Raw genomic sequence first — 12,033 nt, forward strand, 5'->3', positions numbered from 1 at the left:
CCGAGAAGCCAAACATCTGTCTCTGGAAAATCTCCAAATCGCCGAGATGCTCCAAAGCCTTCAACCCTCGCGCCAACCTTTACCCAACCGGATCGAAAAAAACGATCCAGAGGATTTGAGTTAGCAATCGGAGGGTACCATCAGTGCTACCGGCACGATCGGATAACCAGCCGAACCTGGTAAAATAAAACCAGATTGAGTAAAAAATCCTAACCCTACGAGCGTCGCACTGCTGTATTTAATTTTGAGTGGGTTTTACCTGTCAGTAATGTATTTAATATCGAGCATATGATTGTTGCACTGCTATATTTGACTTTGAGCGGGGCTTACCTGCTAGTTTTACCTGGGGCATTGTACTTATACTTGCAAAACCGTTGGTATGTAGCTAGTTCGATCGAGCGACTGGCGATGTATTTTCTAGTATTCTTCTTTTTTCCAGGGATGATTTTACTCTCCCCATTCCTCAATCTACGTCCCAGACGTCGTGAAATCGAGGCTTAGAGACCACTAATGCGCAGAATTGATGTCATTGTCATTGGGATCGTCGTCTTTGCGATCGGTGGTGCTGGATACTTAGGCTTGAAGCTGGTTGGATTGGATAACATCAATGCTGGCATTTGGAGTCAACTAGTATTAGTTGGCATCATTTTGGCGTGGTCGTTTAGTTACGTATTTCGGGTAGCAACCAAAAACATGACCTACGGGCAACAGCTCAAAGATTATGAGGAAGCTGTTTTGCAAAAACGCCTCGACGAACTAACTCCCGAACAACTTGCCGAAATTCAAGCCGAAATCGATCGAGAACGCACTCAGACGTAGATTGATGTACTAATTAATAGTTCTGGATCGATACCTACGATTGAAATCGTGGCTATTGTTGCAAAGTCCGCGAAGGCGGACTAATATCCTGAGAAGTGGCTTCTAACTACTCAGGTTACTTTATTCTGAGTAATAGTCATCCAGTCCTCCAGTTTCAACTTCCTATGCGCTCTGTTTCTAGTTGTTTTCAGTCTTTACGCGATCGCGGTCGGTGTGCGCTCATTCCGTTTATTACCGCTGGCGATCCAGACTTAGCAACCACGGCAGCAGCACTCAAAACCTTAGATGCCGCAGGTGCGGATTTAATCGAATTAGGCGTTCCCTATTCAGATCCCTTAGCCGATGGGCCGATCATTCAGGCAGCGGCTACTCGTGCGTTAGCACGCGGCGTCAAACTCAATGATGTCATCCAGATGGTGGCGGAGGTGAGTCCGCAGATCGAAGCACCGATTATTTTATTTACTTATTACAATCCCATCCTCAATTTAGGCATTCGGAACTTTTTAACCCAAATTGCGGCGGCTGGTGTCAAGGGTTTGGTAGTGCCAGATTTACCGCTAGAAGAAGCCGAGGAATTATTAGTACCAGCGGCAGAAATTGGTATTGAGGTGATTCTCTTGGTCGCACCGACTAGCTCGCAAGAGCGAATTATCTCGATCGCGGCTAAGTCTCAAGGGTTTATTTATTTAGTGAGTGTGACTGGCGTGACTGGGGTGCGCTCGGGACTGGAAGATCGCGTTGGCGATATCCTGACTAATCTACGGAGTGTCACTGATAAACCGATTGCCATTGGCTTTGGGATCTCGGCACCAGAACACGCTGAGCAGGTGCGTAAATGGGGCGCAGATGGGGTAATTGTCGGCAGTGCGATGGTTAAGCGTTTGGCAGCGGGAACGCAGGTAGAGGGGCTACAATCGATCGAGCAGTTTTGTCAGAGTTTGAAAGCGGCGATCGTTTAGCACTATCCGATCGTAAATAATCCAAGTAGGAGAGTAGGGTGTGTTACTGCGGAGCATAACGCACCGATTTTATGGCTAAAACTTAAAAGATCTCAAATGGTTTCTATAGAAACCATTTGAGATCTTTTCAGAACCGATCGATCCCAGAATTGGTGCGTTATGCTTGCGCAGTAACGCACCCTACTGTCTTTTTGGAAAAGTCAGGTTTGTGTCTTAACCGATGTGTTTTTCAGCAATCGGATCGATAATGCCGCCGCCGAGGACGATATCACCGTCATACCAGACCGCTGCTTGACCGGGAGTAATCCCAAATTGGGGTTCGTCAAATACCAATTTGACCTTATTATCTGCGATCGGAATTACGCTAACAGGAACGGCTTCCGATCGATAGCGTACTTGAACTAGAGCGCGAATTGGGGCAGTCGGTTGGGGAATCGATACCCAGTTGACGCGATCGATCGTGCATTCGGTGCCGTGAGTTTCTTCGCGGGAGCCGACGACGACCCGATTTTTGACAGCATCGAGGGCGACTACATAGAGCGGTTCGGGTGCGGCAATGCCAATCCCGCGCCGTTGACCGATCGTGTAATGATGGATGCCTAGATGTTGACCGAGGATGGCACCTTGGGTATCGACGATGTCACCCGGACGCTCGTTGATATATTTATCCAGGAAGGTTTTCATCGAGCCGTGTTTTTCAACCAAGCATAGATCTTGGCTTTCGGGCTTATCGGCAGTGGAGAGATTCAATCCTGTCGCAATTTCTCGCGTTTGGGTTTTGAGTGTTTCGCCTAGTGGGAAAACTGTCGCTGCCAAAATTTCTTGCTCTAAATCATAGAGAAAATAAGTTTGATCCTTCGATCGATCGATCGCCCGCCGGAGTTGATGCCGTTGCAGAGTCTCGTCATAGGTAATCCGCGCATAATGGCCCGTGGCAATATAGTCGGCTCCCAATTCGGCTTTGGCATATTTGACCATCGGCCCAAATTTCACGGCCTTATTGCACTGCGAGCAAGGTAGTGGGGTAATACCAGCTTCGTAGCCTGCCACCAGATAATCGATAATATATTGCTCGAAAGTATCGCGACTATCGACAATCTGATGGGTAATGCCTAATTGCTCGCAAATTTTCGCCGCATCGACCATGCCTTCGGAGCAACATTGACCCTTCCCACGCATCAACCACAAGGTCAGACCGATGACATCATAACCTTGCTCGCACAAAATCGCGGCAGCGACAGAACTGTCTACCCCGCCAGAGAGTCCCACGACAACTTTTTTTGGAGATGGCAACATCAGAATCTATAGTATAAATTGCCCAATCTTACGTTAACACTTCCCGATCGCGTTTGGTGGGTTAGATTATGGCGCGTACACCGCTCCGATTTGTTGGGGCGATTACCGCCGATTTAAAATCGGGAGCTATTTTTTGGCGATTACCTATGGTAGGCTGCGCCAACGAGTGGGCATACTTAAACAGATCGGCAAAAATCATCCCAAAACTTGGCTCTTGGCTAGTTTTGGGAACATCAATTTGCGGTTTAGCGTCGTCAGAACACAGCAGATTCTAGTCACTTTGCCCGATTGCGATCGCTCAGCAGCTTCTCAATCGATTTGTCTATCCTGCCCGTCCGTTCAAAACCCGATCCACGCCACTTGTTTAGTACTAGAATTCTACAGGTACGCTAAACGACCGAAGATCGAACCGAGGTCTAAGCCTTAAACTAGACCTAAATACTGATTCTAAAAGATAACTAACTATATAAATTGTTATGAATACTGCTAGTTTGCGGACTTATATGTACAAGGGCACGATTGCTGGCCTACTGCCAGTGTTGGCGATCGTCAATTTTCAGTCAGTGGCAATGAGTGTGCCAGCCCCAGCCGGGAAGTCAAGTACTCCAGTCAAAGCCATCCCGGCAAAGGTCGCGCAAACCCCAGTCAAAAAAGCCGCCAAACCAAAAGCTCCTGCTAAACCCGCTCAAAATCGCCGCGTTGCTGTACCTGCTGGCAATTTTGCCGATTCCTACACCTTGGGTGCTGGCGATAGATTGCGGGTAGATATTTTCAATGTGCCTGAATATAGTGGCGAGTTTTACGTTCTCGGCGATGGTTCGATCAACCTGCCCGTAATCGGGTCGATTCCCGTGCAAGGATTGACAGTCCAGAAAGCGTCAGGATTGCTGACGAATTATTTCTCTCGCTATGTCAAACGTCCGATCGTGACCATTAGCGTACTCGCACCGCGTCCGGTGCAATTTGCGATCGCGGGTGAAGTCACTCGCTCTGGTTCTTATACGATTCCCTTCTCTGCTGAAAACCGCAAGTTCCCGACGATCAGCCAAGCAATTCAACTCGCAGGTGGTACCACTCAGACGGCAAATCTCCGCCAAGTTCAAGTCCGACGGGCGGCAACTGGCAGAATTTTCTCAGTGAATATCTTTGATGTCCTTCAGCGCGGCAACACATCTCAGGATATTACGCTCAGAGATGGCGATACTATTTACATTGCCCGTTCGGAAGGTGTAAATACCGCAGATAGATTGCGGTTGGCTGGTTCTAATTTAGCCAATCAAGATGCTACTGTCAAAGTCGCGATCTTAGGTGAAGTCGGCAAACCAGGTACTTATACGCTCAGAGGTGAAAGTGCTGGTGGTGCAGCAGCAGGTACTGGCGGACGCGTCACCCCGCCCACGCTGACAGAGGCCATCAAAATTGCTGGTGGGAGTACCGCATCTGCCGATCTGAGCCGAATTAAGGTCAGACGGAATACGCGGACTGGTAACGGTCAAACCGTACCCATTAACTTACTGAATCTGCTCAAAGCTGGGGATTTCGGTCAAGATATCATCCTCCAAGATGGCGATACGATCCTGCTCCCTACCGCCAATGAGATTAATAGTGCCAATAGCACTCTAGTTGCTGCTTCCAATTTAGGCCCACAGGCAATCAACCCACCAAGAGTAGTTGTTGTGGGTGAAGTCAATCGTCCCGGTACTTACACGGTAACTGGAGCTGCGAACACAACCAATAACAGCACTCAGTTAACTGGAGCTGTCTCGCTGCCGACTGTCACCAATGCCATTCAATCTGCATCGGGGATCAAACCCACTGCGGATATTCGTCAAATTCAATTGATTCGGACGACCCGTGCTGGCGAACAAAAAATATCGCTAAACTTGTTTAAACTGATCCAACAAGGGGATACCAGTCAAGATATCATCCTCCAAGAAGGCGATCGCATCTTTATCCCCGTCGCGCAGAATCCAAACGCACAAGATGTCGATGTCGTAGCATCTTCAACCTTGTCGCCCACAACGATCAAGGTCAATGTCATTGGTGAAGCTGGTATTTCTGGTGGTAGTCGGGATGTCCCCTCCAATACCACTCTCAATCAAGCAATCCTCCTCGCCGGTGGTTTTAACAACATCCGTGCTAACAAGAATGAGGTCGATCTAATCCGCCTCAATCCCAATGGTACTGTGACCAAACGGTTGATCAAACTCAACTTTGCCAGAGGGATTGATGCTGAGAACAATCCCCGTCTGCAAAATAACGATACGATCGTCATCGGGCGCAATAACCTGACTCGGATTGGCGACGGTTTCAGCTCGATTCTGTCACCATTTAGCGGGCTATTTAATATCCTCCAGTACACTAAGTAACTAGCTAGTGCAGTAGCGATCGACGATAATAGAGATCCGGTTATCGATCGATCTGCTCAAATTGCTATGAACACGACTAATTTACGCGATCTCTACCAACAGGTTATTCTCGAACACTATAAAAAGCCCACCCATCGCGGTAAAACCAATCCGATCGATCGCTATCAAAAAGGGCACAATCCATCTTGTGGCGATACGATCGAGTTGACACTGCAACTCGATGCTAGTGGCGAGCGGATCGAGGATGTCAAATTTGAAGGTGAAGGTTGTGCGATTGCCTTGGCTTCTGTCGATCTGATGGCAGGAGCCTTAACTGGTAAGACGATCGCCGAAGCACAAGAATTAATCGCTACCTTTCAAGGGATGATGAAAGGGGAAACAGAATTTCCCAAAGCGCAACGCAAACTCAATGTGATGAAAGGCGTGGCTCAATTTCCCGTGCGAATTAAATGTGCCAACCTCGGCTGGCATACGCTCAAAGCAGCACTCCAAATGACTGGAGAAGCTAAACTTGCCGATTTTGTTACTAACGAAGCTGAATAGCAATGCGATTGCTATCGATTGAAGTCTAGATGATGGATATCGGCCTCATTCCTTCAGACTACTGCCAACTCCCTGTCTTGACTGAAACACATGCGGAGGAAACCTCCGCGTGATTTCAGCCGCCACTCCCAACTCCCAACTCCCAACTTAGATGATTTCAACTGCTGACTTTCTTAAATACTGTCAATGGTCGGGAATTGCCACCCTAGCGTTCGCTGGCGTGACGATCTTGGCCTTGGTCTTAAAATGGGGGTTTAAGTACCGATTGGTGGGTGCGACGGGCTTTATGGGCGTACTGACGGCGGGATTATTTGCCCTCAGTTTAGTGCCAATCGTCCATACCAATGTTCCTGGTGCCGCACATTATTCCCTAATTTATGATAACGGTAGCGATCGAGCGACGATCGTCGTGCAAACACCAATTAGCGAAACGGGATTGGAAGCAACATTACGCCAAGCCGCAGCCGATTTATATTCCTACGGTCGATCTGGTGCGGTCGATCGACAACTCAAGATTCGCGCGCGGACGACGATCCATCCCCAGCCAGGACTTTCACAGCCCTTAGTATTGGGCGAAGTCACGCGGTCGCTCGGTGGTGGTGAAGATATCGAACTCCAGATCGCGATCGATCGCGGTAATTTGGCTAAGGTAGCCCAAACACGAGCATAATTACCGTCAGTTAGCTCGACACTGGCTACAAAGTTTAAGTTATGAGTTAGCGATGCAGCTTGCCTGGGAACAATATGAGAAGTTGTAAAGATTAAGAGAGATCGATCGTGTTTGTTCGATCGCCACTGCTTCCAACTAACAACTTCGGCTCGCCGATAGTTCGACTTCATCTGCCAACTTCCTAGTTCAAGCATCAACATCTACCAATCTGTACGGCTAAATGCGTCAGAGCGACAGATAAGATTTTAAATTGCATCGTTCGACCTAAACTTAGATATTAAAGCTGGTTAACTTCATGAGGATTAATGACCCAAATTTACTTCAACAAGTCGTTAACTACTTAGATAAACATCAAGAAGCAGTTCGCATTAAAAAAATGCTGTATTGCCTGTGTACGAGCAGATGGGAGAAAGATACTGAATATTTAGAATCGATTAATTTTCAGTATTTAATCGAACAAATCCTGAGAGAGCATACTACGCTCGATCGGTTTAGATTACTGTTGCAAAATCTGATTAAGACAGTTAATAAGCCCAAGCAATATATCGAAATTGCTAAAGTAATTTATCTAGCGATCGGGCAATTATATCCTGAATTTCGGCAAGAACACGCTGGTAGACCCCAGTCACCACCAGCTCCGCAGGTCGATCCCGAACCCACCTACTCAGATAACAGCGATCGTGGCGTACCTTCTGCACTTCAGCGCGCCTATGCCCCAGAACCAACCCAAGCTAACTACAACAGTCAACCCGTGCCATCCGCGCTAGAGCGCGCTTATACACCAGCACCGACTCAAGCATTCACCAGTCAAGTCGTGCCCTCGGCACTAGAGCGCGCCTATGCACCTCTAGCCACTCAACAATTTGCAGAAGTATCCGCCGCTAGTGCCGATATCGATGAATCTGCTTACGAGACATATTACGATCCAAATTTGTCAGAAGTCGGCAATTTTGGGAATGCTGAAGTTACACCAGAAGCAGAATATCAAGTACCCGAGTACGACTCCTTCAGCTTGCGGCAGACGGTGATGAGCTACAGCAATCCATTGCGTGCCAAAATCATTCTTTTGGTGATGCTCCGACCTGATTTTAATTTCAGCAGTCAGTCAGTCAACACCATGCGCGAGTATCAGCTCGACGATCTCTTATTAGAAGTTCTCAAAGCTTATCCCAGCATGTCACAACTGGAGGAAAGCATGACGTGTGCGGTCGAGCTACTCGTCGAGCTAGAAGAATATGGCAAGGCCGCAACTGGACTGTTACAGTCTTTGCTACCGCTCTATGCAATTAAAGCCTGAGGTGCCATTGGCGATCGCAATTAAGCTACGCTAGTAAGCGTCAAAGATCTTGTCAGGCACTGCGCCCAAGGGAGAGTAGATTAGCTTATGGTACGAACTGCATCGACGATGTTAGCTTTGGGCGTGAGTGCGCCAGATTTTCAGCTTGTGGATGTTGTTAGTGGCGCAACGATCTCACTAGCTACATTTACAGGCAAACCAGCGTTGCTGGTAATGTTTATTTCAGTGCATTGTCCGTTTGTCAAACACGTCCAAACTCAACTGGCACAGATCGGCAAAGACTATAGTGCCCAAGGATTGGCAATGGTGGCAGTTAGCCCCAATGACATCGAGAAATATCCCGACGATGCTCCCGAACATTTAGCAGCCTTAGCCCATGCTGAAGGGTTTAATTTTCCGGTCTGTGCGGATGCCAGCCAAGCTGTGGCCAAAATGTATACGGCAGCTTGTACGCCTGACTTCTTTTTATTCGATGGCGATCGCCATTTGGCTTATCGCGGCCAATTAGATGATAGTCGCCCCTCGAATGGTAAACCAGTCACGGGGCAAGATTTGCGCCACGCGATCGAGTTTCTACTAGCTGGTAAAGAGGTCGATGCCAATCAACGCCCCAGTATCGGCTGTAATATCAAGTGGATTCCAGGTAACGAACCTGAATACTTTACCGGCATCCGTGCTGAAGAGTAAGCGCGATCTCATCCCTAATTCAATCTGCGATTGGCGATCGATCGAGTAGAGCTTACTTATAAAAATTTATATTAAATAGCGACAATCTAGCCTCGATCGGTGTGCTAGCATCCGTTCATTCACTACTTCGATGCATTCGTCTGGAGTTGAATTAACTAATGATTTTCATCTACGCTATTTTGGCTTGGGGAATTGCCTCGATTACTTGCTGGACGATTATCGCCCAGTGTCAAACCGGACTTGTAACCGTGCAACGGCTGCACCGAGTGCCTTGTTACAAGTGCAAATATTTCACCAATAGTTGCTATCTCAAATGTACCGTCAATCCCCAGGTGGCCTGTTCGGAAGCGGCGATCGATTGTCGCGACTATCAAGCAGTAGAACGAGTCTAATTAGAGATCGCAGTCCCGCAATCGCTAATCTAGACTCGTTTCAATCTCCGCTTAATTGCTACCAAACAGCCACCACAGAGTAAGGTTCCCCAAACCGAAGCCGGTTCGGGTATTTTAGTCTTAACCTGAGTTGGTGTAGCAATTTTGATTTGGTCGATACCGATCGCATCATTGCTGGCACTATTGGAAAACACAACTCGGTTAAATTCCTCGGATGGACTATCCGCAATAAAACCAAAGAAGAACTGTGAACTGTTGGCTGAACCAGTACTGCCGATAACTTGCGAACTAACTAGAGTGTTATTTGCATTGAAAAACTGCATGGTTAAGATATTACCGCTATCTCCCAAATCTGTGCCAAAGTAGCCAAAGGCAGCGATCGAAGAGCTGAAATTGATGGATAGGTTGTTGGAACTGTTGATTGAAATGAATCGAACGTTATCAGTTGGGTAGGCTCCATTCCCAAGAACCCCACCGATACTTGTCTGCTGTACTTGTGTTGAAGCACCACCATTAGCAGAAGCACCACTATCCTTTTTGTACGAAAAGTTAGCTGTTATTCCAGAAATCTGTGTAGTTAGCCCATCAATAAAAGAACCATTGGGGGTGGCGGTAGTTTCAAAGCTTTCAGTGGTCACAGTTGCACTATCCAAGTTTGCTGAAAAATTGCCGAACGCAGTTTGAGAGTTAACGGGATTCAACAATCGAATATCATTAACAGGATTGGTATCATAACCACTCAAGGTAACTGCATTGGCAGCATTACTCATCAGTACCATTGAAGCTGTGCCACTAAAGATTGCGGCAAAAGATCTATATTTCATCACGATTCGGGGTTATCTAAAATTTGCAAATCTCGAACTTAATGCTGAAAATACCTTCGATCTGTTGCCATCCATGCATTAGTTCAGCCATTATACTATTGACAATAACACTCTAATTGTAATTCGTCAGTAGCTGTCGATCGAATAACACTGTGATTTATGTTCCTTGAGAGCTAGACTCAAATGCTAGCGTCGATCGTGCCAATCAAAAAATATGTAGTAGCAAAAATGCGAAGATTGCAACCCTAGCTAAGTGGCTGAATCAAGCTAGTAAATCGCTACATGGTTAAAACTCGATCCTGCTGCTTGAAGAGAACTGCGATCGTCATTGCCATAAATCGAAATATCCTCGCTAGCCGGAACTAACGAGGATATTTAGCAGCGACAAACTGCGTGGGAAACTTAAGATCTGGTTAACAACTAATCGATCGCGATCGTTGTTGGCGTCGTGGCTGGTGCTGCGCCCGAATTATTAATATTGGGAGTATGGGGTTTGCGGAAGTCAGCATACAACTTATCCCGCCAAGTAAAAAATAGATCGTAATCTGGATTATCTGCAAACCCAGGAATACCTTTGCCCTTGAGATTGAATGGGATATCCAGATAGGGGCCTTCCGGAATTTTGAGCAGGAGGCTCAATCCTGCGACCGTCAAGTCGGCTAGAGTAGGGGTATCCCCAGTCAGATAAGCGGAAGAATTTTGAGACAATAGCATACAGATCGATTCGAGACTGCGATGCATCTCGGCTTTGGCGGCTTTAATCGAGTCTGGTGTCAACCCGACGCCCAAACCCAGTAGATCGATCGCTTCTCGCGGAATCGCGCCAATGAGATTTTTGAGCACATCCGGGGTGCCAGTTGGTAAAATAGATGTACGTAGGCTGCTACTTTTAAGGCTTTCTAACAAAATCGTCCGACCCTTGCTACCGATCGAATCATCAGCCCATTGTTCTAGTAGCAAACAGGTTGCTTTTTGTTGAGGATTTGTAGGTATAATTGGGCGATCTGGATAAGTCTTGTCCAAATAGAGCGCGATCGCGGTAGAGTCAGCAATAACTTTATTCCCATCTTTTAATACGGGTACTTGTCTTTGTCCCGACAGCCGAAATAATTCCAATTGCCCCATACCTGGTAAGACTTCAATTTTGCGGTATGCTAACCCTTTATAGTCCAGCACTAATCTAACTTTTTCCGAAAATTGCGACAATTCAAATTGGTATAGTTCCAACATGTATTTTATTCCCGAGCGTAATTTACAACAGCACTATCATTTATCCTAGAACATCAATAGTGAAATACATGTCTACAAGCTTACGGTTTTCACTCCGATCCTATTTATAATGTCTAAGATCGCCCCACATGATTCCGCCAAGCGGACGCTCCGCGAACGAATAACCGCGCTCGAATGGCAATACTGGATTGCTAGGCTAGTACCAATGTTGTACGTCACCATCTTGACGCTCGGGCTGCCGAGAATTTTGACTCAATCCTTTGTAGTGTCTGAGTTAGGAGTCACTCCAGAGCAAAAAATTCAGCGACATCTGCGCGCGATTTCGATCAAAGTGATCGCACATGGCGAACGTATTGGTTCGGGGGTGTTACTCGAACGACACGATCGAGTGTATACAGTCATTACCAATGCTCATGTCGTGCAGGCTAGCAGTGCTCCCTATCAATTGCAAACCCACGACGGTCAGATCTATGCAGCCGCTTTAATCGCTCCACCCACTAGACACAACCGCGACCTGAGCATGCTGCGGTTTCAAAGTCACCAGCGCAGTTACATTACTGCCAAATTAGCGACAGTAGCACCTAAGATTGGCGATCGCGTCTGGGCGGCAGGATTTCCGATCGGTACCAATGATAAAGTCGATCGCCATCTGAATGACCTGGAGAAGGCTCCCTGGGGTCTAGATACTGTTGATGGTCAAATTACACATATGTTGCCAATTGCCATTGTCGGTGGCTATGGAATCGGATTTGATGCGGCGATCCGCAAGGGGATGAGTGGCGGGCCGTTAGTCGATCGATCTGGCGACTTAATTGGCATTAATGGCGTTCATGCCAATCCGCTATGGGATACGTCCGAAATTCTCGAAAATGGCGCGACAGCCAGCGATGAGCTAAAAGAACAAATTCATAATTCTAGTTGGGCGATTCCGATCGAGTATGTTCTCG

General features: G+C 47.1%; 14 protein-coding genes. 11 read left to right on the forward strand and 3 right to left on the reverse strand.

What is annotated here, in order from left to right:
* Nucleotides 1-279: 279 nt before the first annotated feature.
* The 3 genes from ndhL (at nucleotide 280) to trpA (ending at nucleotide 1,778) form a co-directional block, all read left to right on the forward strand.
* On the forward strand, nucleotides 280-501 hold the full coding sequence (ndhL, locus tag RMO84_RS05380) for an NAD(P)H-quinone oxidoreductase subunit L (protein ID WP_310487459.1): 222 nt from the start codon (nucleotides 280-282) through the stop codon (nucleotides 499-501).
* 9 nt (nucleotides 502-510) lie between these two features.
* Complete coding sequence (locus RMO84_RS05385; protein ID WP_310487447.1) at nucleotides 511-819, forward strand: DUF3007 family protein; 309 nt, start codon at nucleotides 511-513, stop codon at nucleotides 817-819.
* A 164-nt stretch (nucleotides 820-983) separates the two neighbouring features.
* Nucleotides 984-1,778, forward strand: coding sequence for a tryptophan synthase subunit alpha (gene trpA, locus RMO84_RS05390; protein ID WP_310487460.1), 795 nt, complete (start codon nucleotides 984-986; stop codon nucleotides 1,776-1,778).
* A gap of 213 nt (nucleotides 1,779-1,991) precedes the next feature.
* Here trpA and mnmA read toward each other — a convergent pair whose 3' ends face one another.
* Entirely contained in the window at nucleotides 1,992-3,074 is a 1,083-nt protein-coding gene (gene mnmA, locus RMO84_RS05395) for a tRNA 2-thiouridine(34) synthase MnmA (protein WP_310487448.1), read from the reverse strand.
* Nucleotides 3,075-3,550: 476 nt separating this feature from the next.
* Here mnmA and RMO84_RS05400 point away from each other — a divergent pair, with 476 nt between their 5' ends.
* The 6 genes from RMO84_RS05400 to RMO84_RS05425 all read left to right on the forward strand — a co-directional run bounded on the left by RMO84_RS05400 (nucleotide 3,551) and on the right by RMO84_RS05425 (nucleotide 9,032).
* Nucleotides 3,551-5,443, forward strand: a complete 1,893-nt coding sequence (locus tag RMO84_RS05400) for an SLBB domain-containing protein (protein ID WP_310487449.1) — start codon at nucleotides 3,551-3,553, stop codon at nucleotides 5,441-5,443.
* Nucleotides 5,444-5,509: 66 nt separating this feature from the next.
* The gene (sufU, locus tag RMO84_RS05405) at nucleotides 5,510-5,986 is read left to right on the forward strand and encodes a Fe-S cluster assembly sulfur transfer protein SufU (protein WP_310487450.1); all 477 of its coding nucleotides are present in this window, start codon (nucleotides 5,510-5,512) and stop codon (nucleotides 5,984-5,986) included.
* Between the two features lie 151 nt (nucleotides 5,987-6,137).
* Nucleotides 6,138-6,656, forward strand: coding sequence for a Ycf51 family protein (locus tag RMO84_RS05410; protein WP_310487451.1), 519 nt, complete (start codon nucleotides 6,138-6,140; stop codon nucleotides 6,654-6,656).
* Nucleotides 6,657-6,951: 295 nt separating this feature from the next.
* Nucleotides 6,952-7,953 carry a hypothetical protein gene (locus RMO84_RS05415; protein ID WP_310487452.1) on the forward strand — a complete coding sequence of 334 codons (1,002 nt, stop codon included), beginning with the start codon at nucleotides 6,952-6,954 and terminating at the stop codon, nucleotides 7,951-7,953.
* Nucleotides 7,954-8,040: 87 nt separating this feature from the next.
* Entirely contained in the window at nucleotides 8,041-8,640 is a 600-nt protein-coding gene (locus tag RMO84_RS05420; RefSeq protein ID WP_310487453.1) for a thioredoxin family protein, read from the forward strand.
* A 158-nt stretch (nucleotides 8,641-8,798) separates the two neighbouring features.
* Nucleotides 8,799-9,032 carry a hypothetical protein gene (locus RMO84_RS05425; RefSeq protein WP_310487454.1) on the forward strand — a complete coding sequence of 78 codons (234 nt, stop codon included), beginning with the start codon at nucleotides 8,799-8,801 and terminating at the stop codon, nucleotides 9,030-9,032.
* 29 nt (nucleotides 9,033-9,061) lie between these two features.
* Here RMO84_RS05425 and RMO84_RS05430 read toward each other — a convergent pair whose 3' ends face one another.
* A complete protein-coding gene (locus RMO84_RS05430; protein WP_310487455.1) occupies nucleotides 9,062-9,802 on the reverse strand; it encodes a hypothetical protein in 741 nt (246 codons plus the stop codon).
* Here RMO84_RS05430 and RMO84_RS05435 point away from each other — a divergent pair.
* On the forward strand, nucleotides 9,786-9,938 hold the full coding sequence (locus RMO84_RS05435; RefSeq protein WP_310487456.1) for a hypothetical protein: 153 nt from the start codon (nucleotides 9,786-9,788) through the stop codon (nucleotides 9,936-9,938). The genes RMO84_RS05430 and RMO84_RS05435 overlap by 17 nt on opposite strands.
* 338 nt (nucleotides 9,939-10,276) lie before the next feature.
* Here RMO84_RS05435 and RMO84_RS05440 read toward each other — a convergent pair whose 3' ends face one another.
* The gene (locus RMO84_RS05440; RefSeq protein ID WP_310487457.1) at nucleotides 10,277-11,086 is read right to left on the reverse strand and encodes a glutathione S-transferase family protein; all 810 of its coding nucleotides are present in this window, start codon (nucleotides 11,084-11,086) and stop codon (nucleotides 10,277-10,279) included.
* A gap of 109 nt (nucleotides 11,087-11,195) precedes the next feature.
* Between RMO84_RS05440 and RMO84_RS05445 the strand changes: the two genes are divergently transcribed.
* A partial coding sequence (locus tag RMO84_RS05445; protein WP_310487458.1) for a serine protease occupies nucleotides 11,196-12,033 on the forward strand: 838 nt, incomplete at its 3' end.

Source organism: Chamaesiphon sp. VAR_69_metabat_338 (assembly GCF_031423935.1).
Lineage (GTDB): Bacteria > Cyanobacteriota > Cyanobacteriia > Cyanobacteriales > Chamaesiphonaceae > Chamaesiphon.

Excerpts from the sequence above, each read along its gene's own strand:
- RMO84_RS05385 (WP_310487447.1), top strand. The coding sequence starts at position 511 with ATGCGCAGAATTGATGTCATTGTCATTGGGATCGTCGTCTTTGCGATC.
- trpA (WP_310487460.1), top strand. The coding sequence starts at position 984 with ATGCGCTCTGTTTCTAGTTGTTTTCAGTCTTTACGCGATCGCGGTCGG.
- mnmA (WP_310487448.1), bottom strand. The coding sequence starts at position 3,074 with ATGTTGCCATCTCCAAAAAAAGTTGTCGTGGGACTCTCTGGCGGGGTA.
- RMO84_RS05400 (WP_310487449.1), top strand. The coding sequence starts at position 3,551 with ATGAATACTGCTAGTTTGCGGACTTATATGTACAAGGGCACGATTGCT.
- sufU (WP_310487450.1), top strand. The coding sequence starts at position 5,510 with ATGAACACGACTAATTTACGCGATCTCTACCAACAGGTTATTCTCGAA.
- RMO84_RS05410 (WP_310487451.1), top strand. The coding sequence starts at position 6,138 with ATGATTTCAACTGCTGACTTTCTTAAATACTGTCAATGGTCGGGAATT.
- RMO84_RS05415 (WP_310487452.1), top strand. The coding sequence starts at position 6,952 with ATGAGGATTAATGACCCAAATTTACTTCAACAAGTCGTTAACTACTTA.
- RMO84_RS05420 (WP_310487453.1), top strand. The coding sequence starts at position 8,041 with ATGGTACGAACTGCATCGACGATGTTAGCTTTGGGCGTGAGTGCGCCA.
- RMO84_RS05425 (WP_310487454.1), top strand. The coding sequence starts at position 8,799 with ATGATTTTCATCTACGCTATTTTGGCTTGGGGAATTGCCTCGATTACT.
- RMO84_RS05430 (WP_310487455.1), bottom strand. The coding sequence starts at position 9,802 with ATGAGTAATGCTGCCAATGCAGTTACCTTGAGTGGTTATGATACCAAT.
- RMO84_RS05440 (WP_310487457.1), bottom strand. The coding sequence starts at position 11,086 with ATGTTGGAACTATACCAATTTGAATTGTCGCAATTTTCGGAAAAAGTT.